Origin of the sequence: Pseudomonas sp. GM50 (assembly GCF_000282375.1) — a bacterium.
Lineage (GTDB): Bacteria > Pseudomonadota > Gammaproteobacteria > Pseudomonadales > Pseudomonadaceae > Aquipseudomonas.
Genome location: NZ_AKJK01000063.1, coordinates 20,168 through 34,824 on the forward strand (window position 1 = coordinate 20,168; position 14,657 = coordinate 34,824).

General features: G+C 60.0%; 14 protein-coding genes. 5 read left to right on the forward strand and 9 right to left on the reverse strand.

What is annotated here, in order from left to right:
• Window positions 1-35: 35 nt before the first annotated feature.
• The 6 genes from fba to tkt form a co-directional block, all read right to left on the reverse strand.
• The gene (gene fba, locus PMI30_RS13685) at window positions 36-1,100 is read right to left on the reverse strand and encodes a class II fructose-bisphosphate aldolase (protein ID WP_007894938.1); all 1,065 of its coding nucleotides are present in this window, start codon (window positions 1,098-1,100) and stop codon (window positions 36-38) included.
• A gap of 316 nt (window positions 1,101-1,416) precedes the next feature.
• Window positions 1,417-1,749, reverse strand: coding sequence for an MliC family protein (locus PMI30_RS13680; protein ID WP_008010311.1), 333 nt, complete (start codon window positions 1,747-1,749; stop codon window positions 1,417-1,419).
• Between the two features lie 56 nt (window positions 1,750-1,805).
• Window positions 1,806-2,027 carry a hypothetical protein gene (locus tag PMI30_RS13675; protein WP_008010313.1) on the reverse strand — a complete coding sequence of 74 codons (222 nt, stop codon included), beginning with the start codon at window positions 2,025-2,027 and terminating at the stop codon, window positions 1,806-1,808.
• Window positions 2,028-2,061: 34 nt separating this feature from the next.
• Window positions 2,062-3,225: a phosphoglycerate kinase gene (locus PMI30_RS13670; protein WP_007894933.1), complete on the reverse strand. Its 1,164-nt coding sequence runs from the start codon at window positions 3,223-3,225 to the stop codon at window positions 2,062-2,064.
• A 25-nt stretch (window positions 3,226-3,250) separates the two neighbouring features.
• A complete protein-coding gene (epd, locus tag PMI30_RS13665) occupies window positions 3,251-4,312 on the reverse strand; it encodes an erythrose-4-phosphate dehydrogenase (protein WP_007894931.1) in 1,062 nt (353 codons plus the stop codon).
• A gap of 142 nt (window positions 4,313-4,454) precedes the next feature.
• Window positions 4,455-6,452: a transketolase gene (tkt, locus tag PMI30_RS13660; protein ID WP_008010315.1), complete on the reverse strand. Its 1,998-nt coding sequence runs from the start codon at window positions 6,450-6,452 to the stop codon at window positions 4,455-4,457.
• 273 nt (window positions 6,453-6,725) lie between these two features.
• Here tkt and PMI30_RS13655 point away from each other — a divergent pair, with 273 nt between their 5' ends.
• The 4 genes from PMI30_RS13655 (at window position 6,726) to PMI30_RS13640 (ending at window position 11,316) form a co-directional block, all read left to right on the forward strand.
• Window positions 6,726-7,721, forward strand: a complete 996-nt coding sequence (locus tag PMI30_RS13655) for an ArsR/SmtB family transcription factor (protein WP_008010316.1) — start codon at window positions 6,726-6,728, stop codon at window positions 7,719-7,721.
• Between the two features lie 18 nt (window positions 7,722-7,739).
• Window positions 7,740-8,930: a methionine adenosyltransferase gene (gene metK, locus PMI30_RS13650; RefSeq protein WP_008010319.1), complete on the forward strand. Its 1,191-nt coding sequence runs from the start codon at window positions 7,740-7,742 to the stop codon at window positions 8,928-8,930.
• A 221-nt stretch (window positions 8,931-9,151) separates the two neighbouring features.
• Entirely contained in the window at window positions 9,152-10,831 is a 1,680-nt protein-coding gene (gene ligB / locus PMI30_RS13645; protein ID WP_008010321.1) for an NAD-dependent DNA ligase LigB, read from the forward strand.
• Between the two features lie 89 nt (window positions 10,832-10,920).
• Window positions 10,921-11,316, forward strand: coding sequence for a DUF1090 domain-containing protein (locus PMI30_RS13640; RefSeq protein ID WP_007894925.1), 396 nt, complete (start codon window positions 10,921-10,923; stop codon window positions 11,314-11,316).
• A gap of 168 nt (window positions 11,317-11,484) precedes the next feature.
• On the opposite strand, the gene PMI30_RS13635 is transcribed toward PMI30_RS13640, so the two are convergent.
• Window positions 11,485-11,934: a c-type cytochrome gene (locus tag PMI30_RS13635; protein WP_007894921.1), complete on the reverse strand. Its 450-nt coding sequence runs from the start codon at window positions 11,932-11,934 to the stop codon at window positions 11,485-11,487.
• A 128-nt stretch (window positions 11,935-12,062) separates the two neighbouring features.
• Between PMI30_RS13635 and mltA the strand changes: the two genes are divergently transcribed.
• Window positions 12,063-13,235: a murein transglycosylase A gene (mltA, locus tag PMI30_RS13630; protein WP_008010324.1), complete on the forward strand. Its 1,173-nt coding sequence runs from the start codon at window positions 12,063-12,065 to the stop codon at window positions 13,233-13,235.
• A 114-nt stretch (window positions 13,236-13,349) separates the two neighbouring features.
• Here mltA and PMI30_RS13625 read toward each other — a convergent pair whose 3' ends face one another.
• Together PMI30_RS13625 and PMI30_RS13620 are read right to left on the reverse strand one after the other, a co-directional pair.
• Window positions 13,350-13,733 carry an MAPEG family protein gene (locus tag PMI30_RS13625; protein WP_008010326.1) on the reverse strand — a complete coding sequence of 128 codons (384 nt, stop codon included), beginning with the start codon at window positions 13,731-13,733 and terminating at the stop codon, window positions 13,350-13,352.
• 45 nt (window positions 13,734-13,778) lie between these two features.
• Complete coding sequence (locus PMI30_RS13620; RefSeq protein ID WP_008010329.1) at window positions 13,779-14,612, reverse strand: EamA family transporter; 834 nt, start codon at window positions 14,610-14,612, stop codon at window positions 13,779-13,781.
• Between the last annotated feature and the right edge of the window lie 45 nt (window positions 14,613-14,657).

Genomic DNA, 14,657 nt, shown 5'->3' on the forward strand with positions numbered 1-14,657 from the left:
GCGGGTTTCTCTTCAACGTGATAAAACGCTCAGGCTCAGTTCACCTTAGCGTTCAACTCACCTTTGAGGTAACGCTGATACATCGCTTCCAACGAGATCGGCTTGATCTTCGAAGCATTGCCCGCCGTACCAAACTGCTCATAACGTGCGATACACACATCACGCATTGCAGTCACGGTCGCGCCGAAGAACTTACGCGGATCGAATTCGCTAGGGTTGGTAGCCATCAGGCGACGCATCGCACCGGTGGAGGCCAGGCGCAGGTCGGTGTCGATGTTGACCTTGCGCACGCCGTGCTTGATGCCTTCGACGATTTCTTCAACCGGTACGCCGTAGGTTTCTTTGATGTCGCCGCCGTACTGGTTGATGATCGCCAGCCACTCTTGCGGAACCGAAGACGAACCGTGCATCACCAAGTGGGTGTTCGGGATGCGTTTGTGGATTTCCTTGATGCGGTCGATGGCCAGCACGTCGCCGGTAGGTGGCTTGGTGAACTTGTAGGCACCGTGGCTGGTGCCGATGGCGATGGCCAGGGCATCGACTTGGGTGCGTTTGACGAAGTCAGCGGCTTCTTCCGGGTCGGTCAGCATTTGGCTGTGATCCAGAACGCCTTCGGCGCCGATGCCGTCTTCTTCACCGGCCATGCCGGTTTCCAGCGAACCCAGGCAGCCCAGCTCGCCTTCTACCGAAACGCCGCAGGCGTGAGCCATGGCCACGGTTTGTTGGGTGACACGGACGTTGTAGTCGTAGTCGGTCGGGGTCTTGCCGTCTTCGCCCAGGGAGCCGTCCATCATCACCGAGCTGAAGCCCAACTGGATGGAGCGCTGGCAGACGTCAGGGCTGGTGCCGTGGTCCTGGTGCATGCACACCGGGATGTGCGGGAATTCTTCGATTGCCGCCAGGATCAGGTGACGCAGGAACGGGGCGCCTGCGTATTTGCGAGCACCGGCCGAAGCCTGGACGATCACCGGGGAGTCAGTCTTGTCAGCGGCTTCCATGATGGCGCGCATCTGCTCAAGGTTGTTGACGTTGAAGGCTGGAACGCCGTAGCCGAACTCGGCTGCGTGGTCCAGCATCTGGCGCATGCTGATAAGTGCCATTGTGTGTGTCTCTCCCGGTTGAGGGTCGTTAATCGTGCCAGCCTGCCGTAGCGGCGGCGGCTATTCAAGTTATTGCAGATCGGGGGTTGGCCCGGGCTGCGAATTCGGTACAACAAAAAACCTGTGTCGCTGAAACCTTGTGGCGAGGGGGCTTGCCCCCGTTCGGCTGCGCAGCAGTCGCAAATCGGATGACGCGGTCTAATTGAAGCATTGCGTCCGCTGGCCTCGGGAGCGCTTCGCACTCCAACGGGGGCAAGCCCCCTCGCCACAAAAGCCCGCTCCCACATTTGGATCGCTGTGAATCAAATCAATCGTGTTATTCGGCTTTACAACCGCGGCCGATCAAATCGTTGGTGGCGACCCAGTACACCAGGCCTTCCTCACCTTTTACGTGAAACGCCAGCATGTCGTTGCTGTACAGCGAACCTTCGGCGCCCGGCTCCAGCTTCAAACGGTAGACCTGATCAGCACCGCCCAGGCGAACGTCGACTTCCTTGCGGTTGATGTCAGTGTAGCGCCAGAGCACTTTGGCCTGGCTATCACAAGTCCAGGTGGTCCAACTGTCCGCTGGCTCGGCAGCGTTGAACAGGTTCAAATGGGTGCAACCTGCCAGCAATGCCAATGCCGCAACGGCGATAAAGCCTTTCATCCGTGTTCCTCGACTGACAGCGCACGCTGCCAGCCTTGAGTAAAGAGTCTGACCCCTCAAGGGCAACCATGTTCCTTGGCCGGGGTCTGTGTCTCGTATTTGTCCAGGCCATCGGGCCCGGAGCGCTTGTTGATCACCGGGTTGGTTTCCGCTTGCCAGTCGGCCTGGTAGCAACCTTTTTCCTGTGATTGCGGCGCGGGTTCCGGCGTGGCTTTCGGGTTACTCCCGCAAGCCGCCAGCATACCCGCGGCGATCAACAACACTAGGGTCCTGACCATGTGAACACTCCTTTGCCTGGTCAAATGGGCGGCCTCAGGCCTTGGCCCGGCTTTCCAGGACTTCAACGGCCGGCAGCACTTTGCCTTCGACGAATTCGAGGAACGCGCCGCCGCCGGTAGAAATGTAGGAGATCTGCTCGGCAACGCCATACTTATCGATGGCCGCCAGGGTGTCGCCGCCGCCAGCGATGGAGAACGCCGAGCTTTCGGCGATGGCCTGGGCCAGCACTTTGGTGCCGTTACCGAACTGGTCGAATTCGAACACGCCCACCGGGCCGTTCCACAGGATGGTCTTGGACGACTTCAACAGCTCGGCGAAATTCGCCGCGGTCTGTGGACCGATGTCCAGGATCATGTCGTCTGCGGCCACGTCGGCAATCAGCTTGACGGTCGCGGTCGCGCTTTCAGCGAATTCCTTGGCAACTACCACGTCCACCGGCAGTGGCACGCTGACCTTGGCGGCGATTTCACGGGCGGTATCCAGCAGGTCCGGCTCGTACAAGGATTTGCCGACCGGGTGACCCGCAGCGGCCAGGAAGGTATTGGCGATGCCGCCACCGACGATCAGCTGGTTGCAGATCTGGCTCAGGCTGTTGAGCACGTCGAGTTTGGTCGACACTTTGGAGCCGGCAACGATAGCGGCCATTGGCTGCGCCGGGGCGCCCAGGGCCTTGCCCAGTGCGTCCAGTTCGGCGGCCAGCAGCGGGCCAGCAGCGGCGACTTTGGCGAACTTCGCCACGCCGTGGGTCGAACCCTCGGCGCGATGAGCGGTGCCGAAGGCGTCCATCACGAACACGTCGCACAGGGCCGCGTATTGCTTGGCCAGTTCGTCAGCGTTCTTTTTCTCGCCCTTGTTGAAGCGCACGTTTTCGAACAGCACGATGTCGCCGGCTTTCACGTCGACGCCGCCCAGGTAATCAGACACCAGCGGCACTTCGCGGCCCAGGGCCTTGCTCAGGTAGTCAGCGACTGGCTTGAGGCTGTTTTCGGCCGAGAACTCGCCTTCGGTCGGACGGCCAAGGTGCGAGCAGACCATCACGGCCGCGCCTTTTTCCAGGGCCAGCTTGATGGTCGGCAGCGAAGCCAGGATTCGCGCATCGCTGGTGACAACACCGTCCTTGACTGGGACGTTGAGGTCTTCGCGGATCAGTACGCGCTTACCTTGCAGATCGAGGTCGGTCATCTTCAACACGGTCATGGGTCGCATTTCCTGGATAGCTGTTTTAGAGAGCAGGTTTTGGTTGTGGTGCAGCTGTTTGCAAATAGTGTTCTGCAACGTCCAGCATTCGATTGGCAAAACCCCATTCGTTGTCGAACCAGGCCAGGATGTTCACCAGCCGAGGGCCGGAAACACGGGTCTGACTGGCATCGACGATGGCCGAATGTGGGTCATGATTGAAATCACAACTGGCGTGAGGCAACTCGGTGTAGGCCAGAAGGCCCTTGAGCGGGCCATGGGTGGCGGCCTCGCGCAGAATCCGGTTGACCTCGGTGGCGTCGGTATCACTTACGGTCTGCATCGTAATGTCGAGGCAGGACACGTTAACCGTCGGCACCCGCACGGCTTTGGCCTGAATTCGCCCGGCAAGTTCCGGCAACAGGCGTTCAATGCCTCGCGCCAGACCAGTGGACACCGGAATCACCGACTGGAACGCCGAACGGGTGCGGCGCAGGTCTTCGTGGTGATAAGCGTCGATCACCGGCTGATCGTTCATCGCCGAGTGGATGGTGGTGATCGACACATATTCCAGACCAATGGCCTGATCCAGCAGGCGCAACAGCGGCACGCCGCAGTTGGTGGTGCAGGACGCGTTGGATACCAGCAGCTCATCGCCGGTCAGGCAATCCTGGTTCACACCGTAGACGATGGTGGCGTCGACATCTGCCTCGCTGGCCATCGGCTGGGAGAACAGCACCCGCGGCGCACCGGCGTCGAGAAACCGCTGGCCATCGGCACGCGTGTGATAAGCGCCGGAGCACTCCAGCACCAGATCGACGCCCAGTGACGCCCAATCGATGCCTTCGGGGGTGGCACTGCGCAGGACCTTCACGCAGTCGCCTTTAATATGCAGACAATCGCCCTCGACCCTCACCTCACCGGGAAACCGCCCGTGTGTGGAATCGAAGCGTGTCAGGTATTCGATGCTGGCCATGTCGGCCAGATCGTTGATCGCAACAATTTCAAACCCGGCCGTCGAGCCTCGCTCAAACAACGCACGCAAGACGCAACGACCAATCCGGCCGTAGCCGTTGAGTGCAACTTTGTAAGGACGCGGTTGAGGCATGGGGTTCTCGATTACCGTGGTGAATCCGTCATTGCAGCGTTGAATGTTCCATCGTCATCGCGAGCAGGCTCGCTCCCACATGAATCCCTGTGGGAGCGAGCCTGCTCGCGATAGCGTCAGATCAGACGACACATTTTCTGGATCAGTCTTCCAGCAGCTCTTCAGCCTGACCCAGGATGTTTTCCAGGGTAAAGCCGAACTCTTCGAACAAGGCAGGCGCAGGCGCCGACTCGCCGTAGGTGGTCATGCCGATCACGCGGCCTTCCAGGCCCACGTACTTGTACCAGTAGTCCGCGTGAGCAGCTTCGATCGCGATACGCGCGCTGACCTGCAATGGCAGGACCGCTTGCTTGTAGCCGGCGTCCTGGGCTTCGAAGACGCTGGTGCACGGCATCGAAACAACACGCACCTTGCGGCCTTGCTCGGTCAGTTTGTCGAAGGCTTGAACGGCCAGGCCGACTTCCGAACCGGTGGCGATCAGGATCAGCTCAGGCTCGCCTGCGCAGTCTTTCAGCACGTAACCGCCGCGATTGATGCACTCGATCTGCACGGCATCACGGGTTTGGTGCTGCAGGTTCTGACGGGAGAAGATCAGTGCCGACGGACCGTCGTCACGCTCCAGCGCGCATTTCCAGGCCACTGCCGATTCAACGGCATCGGCTGGACGCCAGGTGTCGAGGTTCGGCGTGCAGCGCAGGCTGGCCAGTTGCTCGATCGGCTGGTGAGTCGGGCCGTCTTCGCCCAGACCGATGGAGTCGTGGGTGAACACATAGATGATGCGTTTCTTCATCAGCGCCGACATGCGCACTGCGTTGCGGGCGTATTCCATGAACATCAGGAAGGTCGCGCCGTAAGGCACCAGGCCGCCGTGCAGGGCCACGCCGTTCATGATCGCGCTCATGCCGAACTCGCGAACGCCGTAGTACATGTAGTTGCCGCTGGCGTCTTCGGCGGTGACGCCTTTGCAACCTTTCCACAGGGTCAGGTTGGAACCGGCCAGGTCGGCCGAACCGCCGAGCAGTTCCGGCAGCAGCGGGCCGAACGCGTTCAGGGCGTTCTGGCTGGCTTTACGGCTGGCGATGGTTTCGCCCTTGGACGCGACTTCAGCGATGTAAGCAGCCGCTTTTTCCGCGAAGTCTTCCGGCAGGTCGCCGCTCAGACGACGAACCAGCTCGTTGGCCAGCTCCGGGAAGGCCGCGGAGTACGCAGCGAAACGCTGATCCCACTCGGCTTCGGCAGCGCGACCGGCTTCCTTGGCATCCCATTCGGCATAGATGTTGGCCGGGATTTCGAACGGGCCGTGGTTCCACTTCAGTGCTTCACGGGTCAGAGCGATTTCCGCGTCACCCAATGGGGCGCCGTGGCAATCTTCCTTGCCTTGCTTGTTCGGCGAACCGAAACCGATGGTGGTCTTGCAGCAGATCAGCGTCGGGCGCTCGCTTTTGCGCGCCGTGTCGATGGCGATCTTGATTTCTTCCGGGTCATGACCGTCGACGTTGCGGATCACCTGCCAGTTGTAGGCCTCGAAACGCTTCGGCGTGTCGTCGGTGAACCAGCCTTCGACTTCGCCGTCGATGGAGATGCCGTTGTCATCGTAGAAGGCAATCAGTTTGCCCAGGCCCAAGGTACCGGCCAGGGAGCTGACTTCGTGGGAAATGCCTTCCATCATGCAGCCATCACCCAGGAACACGTAGGTGTGGTGATCGACGACGTTATGCCCGGGACGGTTGAACTGCGCCGCCAGGACTTTTTCTGCCAGGGCGAAACCCACGGCATTGGCCAGGCCTTGACCCAGTGGACCGGTGGTGGTTTCAACGCCCGGGGTGTAACCGAATTCCGGGTGACCGGGGGTGCGGCTGTGCAACTGGCGGAAGTTTTTCAGGTCATCGATCGACAGGTCGTAACCGGTCAGGTGCAGCAGCGAGTAGATCAGCATCGAACCGTGACCGTTGGACAGCACGAAGCGGTCACGGTCAGCGAACGATGGATTGCTCGGGTTGTGCTTCAGGTAGTCACGCCAAAGTACTTCGGCGATATCCGCCATACCCATAGGGGCACCGGGATGGCCGCTGTTGGCTTTTTGCACGGCATCCATGCTGAGGGCACGAATGGCGTTGGCACGCTCACGACGGCTGGGCATCGCTGTTCTCCTGCGGATATTGAATCGAGAGTGAATAAAACGAAACGGAAAAAAGGCGAGCATTTTCCCTCACCCACCCGCCTCGGGGCAATGACAGATAGTCATCTGAAGGCGTTTTTCCAATGGATAACAGCGTATTCGACGGGTGAAACCTTTCCGCTGTTCGTTTGCTGACTAAACCTAACGCCGAGAAATGCCATCCATCGAGCAATATCAAAACTTTTTGATATTGCTCTTGCGGTGATTTATGACCGTCACTAGACTGCTGGCCTTATGAATTTACGCGCACCCTCCATTCGACATGACGACTGCGATGAGCTGGCGGCCCTCTGCAAGGCCGGCGGCGATCCTCTGCGGCTGAATGTATTGCGCGCACTGGCCAACGATTCCTTCGGCGTACTGGAACTGGCGCAGATCTTCGGCATCGGTCAGTCCGGCATGAGTCATCACCTCAAGGTTTTGGCCCAGGCCGATCTGGTGGCGACCCGTCGTGAAGGCAATGCGATTTTTTACCGTCGCGCCCTGCCCCACACCGATCTGCTGGGCGGCAAGCTGCATGCAGCTCTGCTGGAAGAAGTGGACAACCTGACCCTGCCGACTGACGTTCAGTCGCGGATCGGTCAGGTCCACGGGCAGCGAGCGGCGGCCAGCCAGGACTTTTTCTCACGGGTCGCGGAGAAGTTTCGCGCCCAGCAAGACCTGATTGCCGGCCTGCCGCAGTACCGCGAAAGCGTGGTGGCACTGCTCGACAAGCTGAGTTTCGGCCCCGAAGCCACAGCCATTGAAGTGGGGCCTGGCGATGGCGGTTTTCTGCCGGAACTGGCGCGTCGTTTCGCTCAAGTCGCGGCGCTGGACAACAGCCCGGCGATGCTCGATCTGGCCCGTCAGGTCTGCGAACGTGAAATGCTGGCTAACGTCAGCCTGCAATTGGCCGATGCATTGAACGGTGTCAGCCACAAGGCTGATTGCGTTGTACTGAATATGGTACTGCACCATTTCGCCGCGCCGGCCGAAGCACTCAAGCGCATGGCCGACTTGCTGCAACCGGGCGGTAGCCTGCTCGTGACAGAGTTATGTAGCCACAACCAGAGTTGGGCCAGGGAGGCCTGCGGTGATCTCTGGTTGGGGTTTGAACAGGACGATCTGGCCCGTTGGGCCACCGCTGCGGGACTCGTTCCCGGGGAAAGCCTCTATGTAGGCTTACGTAATGGTTTCCAGATTCAGGTCCGCCATTTTCAGCGACCGACTGGCGACACTCACCATCGGTAAATTCAGGAAAAAATCGAGATGAGCGAATACTCCCTCTTCACCTCCGAGTCCGTGTCTGAAGGGCATCCGGACAAAATCGCCGACCAGATTTCCGATGCGGTGCTGGACGCCATCATTGCTGAAGACAAGTTCGCCCGCGTAGCGTGCGAGACTCTGGTGAAAACCGGCGTGGCAATCATCGCAGGTGAAGTCACCACGTCGGCCTGGGTCGACCTGGAAGACATCGTCCGTAACGTGATTCTCGACATCGGCTACAACAGCTCCAATGTCGGCTTCGACGGCGCGACCTGCGGCGTGATGAACATCATCGGCAAGCAGTCCCCCGACATCAACCAAGGCGTTGATCGTGCCAAGCCTGAAGATCAGGGTGCCGGCGACCAGGGCCTGATGTTCGGCTACGCCAGCAACGAAACCGACGTGCTGATGCCAGCACCGATCACCTTCTCGCACCAGCTGGTTCAACGTCAGGCTGAAGCCCGTAAATCCGGCCTGCTGCCTTGGCTGCGCCCGGATGCCAAGTCGCAAGTGACTTGCCGTTACGAAGGCGGCAAGGTTGTCGGCATCGACGCTGTTGTGTTGTCGACCCAGCACAACCCTGATGTGTCCTACAAAGACCTGCGCGAAGGCGTGATGGAGCTGATCGTCAAGCACGTACTGCCTGCCGAACTGCTGTCCAAAGACACCCAGTTCCACATCAACCCGACCGGCCAATTCATCATCGGCGGCCCGGTTGGCGACTGCGGCCTGACCGGCCGCAAGATCATCGTCGACAGCTATGGCGGCATGGCTCGTCACGGCGGTGGCGCGTTCTCCGGCAAGGATCCATCGAAGGTTGACCGTTCGGCGGCCTACGCCGGTCGTTACGTGGCCAAGAACATCGTCGCGGCCGGCCTCGCCGAGCGTTGCGAAATTCAGGTTTCCTACGCGATCGGTGTTGCCCAGCCTACGTCGATTTCGTTGAACACCTTCGGCACCGGCAAAATCAGCGACGACAAGATCGTCAAACTGGTTCGCGAAGTGTTCGACCTGCGTCCATACGCAATCACCACCATGCTCGACCTGCTGCACCCGATGTACCAGGAAACCGCTGCGTACGGCCACTTCGGTCGCACTCCGGCTACCAAGACTGTGGGCGACGATACGTTCACCACTTTCACCTGGGAAAAAACCGACCGTGCCGACGACCTGCGTGTCGCGGCCGGCCTGTAAGACTTCCCCGGCGGTACCCAAAAGCCCCGCACGGTTCGCCGTGCGGGGCTTTTTCATGGGAAAGATCAAAAGATCGCAGCCTTGGCGTACACCTGTAGGAGCTGCCGAAGGCTGCGATCTTTTGATCTTCGCATTTGGAAACACGCAGAATTACACCCTTGCAACCCACACCCGAAAACTGACTAGCCTTGAAAGCATCCCACTGAGCAAGGACGCTCTCGATGCTCCCCAACCTGCGCCTGTTTTTCGCTTTCCTGCTGACCTTCGCCTGCCAGACCACCCATGCCGCCGAATGCCCCGACTGGCCACCGGCCCGCGCGCAGGAAGAAATCACCACTCTGCAACTGCAAATCGATCGCTGGGACGACAGCTACCATCGTGAAGGCCAGTCGCTGATCGCCGATGAACTCTACGATCAGTCCCGCGCACGACTGAGCGAATTGCGCGAATGTTTTGATTCAGGCCCCTCCACCGAACCATTGCGTACGGCTGGCGGCACGGCCGCTCACCCCATCGCCCACACCGGTCTGGAAAAACTGCGCGATGAGCACGCCGTCGAAGCCTGGCTAAAAGATCGCGGGGACGTCTGGATTCAGCCCAAGGTCGACGGCGTTGCGGTGACGTTGATCTATCGCAACGGTTGGTTGCACCGGGCGATCAGTCGGGGAGACGGGGTAAACGGCCAGGACTGGACTGCCTCGGCGCGCCAGATCGCCGCCATCCCTCAAAAGCTTTCGCAGCCGCTGGATTTGTTGCTGCAAGGCGAACTCTATTGGCGTCTGACCGAACACGTGCAAGCTCAGGCTGGCAGCCTCAATGCCCGGGCCACGGTGGCCGGGTTGATGGCGCGCAAGGCGCTGAGCATCGAGCAAGCCGCCGGTATCGGGTTGTTTGTCTGGGACTGGCCACAAGGCCCGAAAAACCTGCCGGCCCGGGTGGCGGCTCTGGATGAATTGGGGTTCCCGAGCACAGCGCCCTACAGTCAGCCGATCAAGGCATTTGCCGATGCCAAACACTGGCGCGATCACTGGTATCGCTCCCCCCTGCCCTTTGCCAGCGATGGGATCGTGTTGCGCCAGAGCCAGCGCCCACCGGCCGAGCGCTGGCAGGCAAAAGCGCCTTACTGGAGCGTCGCCTGGAAATACCCTTTTGCCCAGGCGCTGGCCGAAGTGCGCAAGGTCCACTTCAAGATTGGACGGACCGGCCGGATCACACCGGTGCTGGATCTGGTACCGGTGATGCTTGATGACCGACAGATCAAGCACGTGAGCGCCAGCTCCCTGCAACGCTGGGAAGCGCTGGACATCCGGCCCGGCGATCAGGTCGCCATCAGCCTGGCGGGGCTGACCATCCCCAGGCTCGATGGTGTCGTATTGCGCAGCACCGAACGCCCGGAATTGAATGTACCGCTGGCAGCAGACTTTCATTCTTTAAGCTGCTGGCAACCAACACCAGGATGCGAAAGCCAATTCCTCGCACGCCTGGCCTGGCTCAGTGGTAAACAGGGGCTGGCATTGCCTCATGTCGGGCCAGGCACCTGGGAGAAACTGCTCAAGGCCGAACGCCTCGACAACCTGCTCGATTGGATGACCCTCGATGGGCAAGAGCTTGCTAACATTGACGGCTTCGGTGAGCGCAGCAGTGCTCGTCTTTTGAACAGTTTCAACAGCGCCCGGCAACGCCCATTCGCTCGCTGGCTCAAAGCCTTGGGCTTGCCGCCGACCGGCCAGGCACGCCTCGCCGATTCATGGCAGGCGCTGGCGCAACGAAACACCGAACAATGGCAGGCCGAAGCCGGCATCGGCCCGGGGCGCGCAGCGCAATTGAGCGCATTTTTCCGCAACCCGCAGGTCCTGGCCTTGAGTGAGACATTACGTGTTGCCGGGATTGACGGTTTCTAGACGCCAGCCTGCCTGAGAGCCGGGAACCCAAAGGTGCCGATGCGCTCAAACAGCCCATCGCTATATCGAATTTTTCACCTGGAGCTTTTATGAAACTTCTTTCACCGCTCGCCGTGTTGACCCTGTGCAGCGTGATGGCCGCTCCATTGATGGCTGACGAAGACGCCCCGGGGCTGACCGGCTGTGCAGCTAAAAAACAGGGCATCATCAACCAGATTGAACTGGCCAAGTCCCGCGGCAACGCCGATCAACAGGCGGGCCTGGAAACCGCCCTGAACGAAGTGACTGCCCATTGCACCGACGCCTCCTTGAAGAAGGAACGGGAAAACAAGGTGCTCGACGCCAAGCACGAAGTCAGCACGCGTCAGGCCGACCTCGAGAAGGCGATGAAAAAAGGCGACGCCGAGAAGATCAACAAGCGCAAAGACAAACTGGCTCAATCGCGCAAAGAGTTGCAGGAAGCGCTGGATGAGCTGGATAAGTAGTCCGGCTTGAACAAGGGGCTTTTGTGGCGAGGGGGCTTGCCCCCGTTGGGTTGCGAAGCACCCCCAAAATGGCAACCGCAATCAATCTATCAGATTGCATTGGCTGGATTGCGACTGCTGCGCAGTCGAACGGGGGCAAGCCCCCTCGCCACGGGAAAGCGCTGCAAATCAATGATCCCGAAACTCTTTATGGCACGCACTGCAGGCATCTTCGACCTTCTGTACCGCCGGCCCCAGATTGCTGACCTTGTAGGGCTGAACCTTGCTGGCAATCACCAGTTCACCGGTGGCGTCTTCAAGGGTGCGGGCCATTTCCTGGAAGCGTGCCTGCTTCTGCCAGACATCATCCTTGGCGCTGGTGTGATCTTCTTCGCGCACCTGCGGGAAATGTTTCCACGGCTCACGGGACAAGGCATCAAGTTTCACGGCGCCATCGGCGAATTTCGGGCCATCGAACGGAATACGCCCACGCAACATACCGCCCAGGTCTTCGCCGGTCTTGAGCATCTGCTTGAAGATCGCCTTGCGCTGACCCAGCGGCGAGTTCGGGTCGACACCTCCGCAGGCGGACAAGGTCAGGCAGGCCAGCAATACAACAGAAAGTCTTTTAAGAGTCATGGTGGCTTCAGGTCACTGGAAACGGCGGCCAGTATCCTCGCGTCACCGGCAAAGACCAATAGCCCTATTATCAATACGGGTTGTTTGAGCGCATGGAGCACTCAGGCAACCGACAAAGGAATTACTCCATGAACAGCCGTTTCAAGGCATGGCGTCACAATCTGGCCTGGACCCTTCCCATGGTGGCCATGCTGGCAGGTTGCACCGGCGGCGACAGCAGCACACCGAAAACCCACGCACTGGCGACCTACTCCAGCGCCACCTGGGAAGCGCTTCCGGCAGTGTCCGACAACGACCTCGTCGCCGGCTTCGGCTCATGGCGCAGCGCCTGCACCCGACTCAAGGCCGACCCGGTCTGGGGCGGCACCTGTGCGGCTTCCGCCAATGTGCAGCCAACCGCCAAGGACATCCGCGGTTTCCTCAAACAGAACCTGGACGTCTATGGCCTGCGTGCCGCCAATGACAACCCCAACGGTCTGATTACCGGTTACTACGAACCGGTGTACCCCGGCAGCCTGACTCAGACCGAGGAAGCCAACATCCCGGTGTACGGTGTGCCCGAAGACATGATCATCGTCTCGCTGGACAGTATCTATCCGGAACTCAAAGGCAAGCGCCTGCGGGGAAGGCTCGAAGGTCGCGTGCTCAAGCCGTACGACGACGCGGCAACCATTGAAACCAACGGTGTGAAGGCGCCGGTGATTGCCTGGCTGACCGACCCGATGAACCTGCAGTTCCTGCAAATCCAGGGTTCGGGTCGCATCCAGCTTTATGACGGTCGTCAGTTGCGCGTCGGTTACGCCGATCAGAACGGCCACCCGTATCGACCTATCGGCCGCTGGTTGGTGGACCAGGGTGAGCTGAAGAAAGAAGACGTGACCATGGGCGCTATCAGCACCTGGGCCAAGGCAAATCCTGCGCGCATTCCCGAACTGCTCGGCAGCAACCCCAGCTACGTGTTCTTCACCCGCAACCCCGACAGCAATGAAGGGCCGCGCGGTTCGCTGAATGTACCGCTGACCGCAGGTTATAGCGCGGCGGTGGACCGCAAGGTGATCCCGCTCGGCAGCCTGTTGTGGTTATCGACCACACGCCCGGACGGCAGCGCACTGGTACGTCCAGTGGCGGCTCAAGACACTGGCGGTGCGATTGCCGGCGAGGTCCGCGCGGACCTGTTCTGGGGCACCGGGGATGCGGCCGGGCAACTGGCCGGCGACATGAAACAGCAGGGACAGATCTGGATGCTTTGGCCCAAGGGGGCGGCGTTGCCGCAAGTGCCACAGGTGGCTGACACACTTTAAAAGCAAAAGATCGCAGGCTTCGCCAGCTCCTACATTGACCGCGTGCGCCGCAATATCGCGGATGAACATCGATCCCTGTAGGAGCTGCCAAAGGCTGCGATCTTTTGATCTTCTTTAAACCGACACCACAAAGAAACTGACGATCAAACCCATCCCCACAAACCATACCAGCGACCGCAATATTGCCCAGTCCGCCAAGTAGCAAATGATGAAGAGCAGCCGACTGGTGATGAACAGCACCGACAGCACATTGATCGTCACCAGCTCGGCATTGCCGGCCAAGTGAGCCACGATCACCGCCGCCGCAAACGCCGGGGTCACTTCAAAACTGTTCAGTTGCGCCGCATGCGCCCGCTTGCCCAAGCCTTCCAGGGAGTCGAGAAACCCCCGAGGGTCATGATTGTGTCTAAGCCCGTACCCGCCACTGATCTTGGCGATGCCTATACACAAGTAAGGCAAAAAGAGCGCAATCAAAATGCACCACAGAGCAACCGTCATACCGCAGTCCCTTCTTCAAGTTATAGAAAATCCCATCAGCGGCGACTAAAATTTCATCACCAACATGCCTATCAGCACCAACCCACAGGCCAAGAGCCGGGGCCTGCCGAAAGGTTCTTTCAGGTAGCGCATACCGAACAGCACGACCAGAATGACACTGATTTCGCGTAACGCCGCCGCTTCGGCAATCGAGCCGAGCTGCATGGCCCAAAGCACCAGAGCGTAGCTGAACAGTACGCAAAACCCGACCGCCAATCCCAACCGCCATTGTTCGCGCCAGAACAGCATGAACGCCGGGCGTTTGCGCACCAGCGCCAGCAACGGGAATGGCCAGGCACTGAGCAATGTGACCCACACCAGGTAGTCCAGCGGATGGGACCAGCGCCGCAAGGCCTGGCCATCGATGAAGGTGTAGCAACCGATGCACAACCCGATAAGTGCCACCACCGGCAGCATCGACCACGGCAGACGCACCCCGCCACCGCCCTGCCAGAGCAGGCACAACATGCCGAACGGGATCAGCAAAATCCCGAAGATCTGCTGAGCCGTCAGTACTTCCCCGGCGAAGATCAGCGTCAGTGCCAGCACCACCAGCGGCGACAGTCCGCGCATCAACGGATAGACCAGCCCAAGATCACCGACCCGATAGGCCTGGATCAACAGGTAGCGATAGAGCAACTCGAATGCCGCTGACGCGAGAATCCACGGCCACATCTCCAGTGGCGGCAGCGCCACGAAGGGCAGCATCAGGGCGACAAACAGCAGCGCAACGCTGTCCATGCAGGCCACCACCAACAGCCGCTCTGCACTGAATTTGATCAGGGTATTCCACGCCGCGTGCAACAGCGCTGCCACCAACACCAGAACCGTCGCAAGCACGGCACACTCCTTATTTTGCCCGCTCCCCCGTAGGAGCTGCCGAAG

What these genes read in the sequence shown, in the direction of transcription:
- fba (WP_007894938.1), bottom strand. Translation starts at nt 1,100, where the DNA reads ATGGCACTTATCAGCATGCGCCAGATGCTGGACCACGCAGCCGAGTTC.
- PMI30_RS13680 (WP_008010311.1), bottom strand. Translation starts at nt 1,749, where the DNA reads ATGAAAGGCTTTATCGCCGTTGCGGCATTGGCATTGCTGGCAGGTTGC.
- PMI30_RS13675 (WP_008010313.1), bottom strand. Translation starts at nt 2,027, where the DNA reads ATGGTCAGGACCCTAGTGTTGTTGATCGCCGCGGGTATGCTGGCGGCT.
- PMI30_RS13670 (WP_007894933.1), bottom strand. Translation starts at nt 3,225, where the DNA reads ATGACCGTGTTGAAGATGACCGACCTCGATCTGCAAGGTAAGCGCGTA.
- epd (WP_007894931.1), bottom strand. Translation starts at nt 4,312, where the DNA reads ATGCCTCAACCGCGTCCTTACAAAGTTGCACTCAACGGCTACGGCCGG.
- tkt (WP_008010315.1), bottom strand. Translation starts at nt 6,452, where the DNA reads ATGCCCAGCCGTCGTGAGCGTGCCAACGCCATTCGTGCCCTCAGCATG.
- PMI30_RS13655 (WP_008010316.1), top strand. Translation starts at nt 6,726, where the DNA reads ATGAATTTACGCGCACCCTCCATTCGACATGACGACTGCGATGAGCTG.
- metK (WP_008010319.1), top strand. Translation starts at nt 7,740, where the DNA reads ATGAGCGAATACTCCCTCTTCACCTCCGAGTCCGTGTCTGAAGGGCAT.
- ligB (WP_008010321.1), top strand. Translation starts at nt 9,152, where the DNA reads ATGCTCCCCAACCTGCGCCTGTTTTTCGCTTTCCTGCTGACCTTCGCC.
- PMI30_RS13640 (WP_007894925.1), top strand. Translation starts at nt 10,921, where the DNA reads ATGAAACTTCTTTCACCGCTCGCCGTGTTGACCCTGTGCAGCGTGATG.
- PMI30_RS13635 (WP_007894921.1), bottom strand. Translation starts at nt 11,934, where the DNA reads ATGACTCTTAAAAGACTTTCTGTTGTATTGCTGGCCTGCCTGACCTTG.
- mltA (WP_008010324.1), top strand. Translation starts at nt 12,063, where the DNA reads ATGAACAGCCGTTTCAAGGCATGGCGTCACAATCTGGCCTGGACCCTT.
- PMI30_RS13625 (WP_008010326.1), bottom strand. Translation starts at nt 13,733, where the DNA reads ATGACGGTTGCTCTGTGGTGCATTTTGATTGCGCTCTTTTTGCCTTAC.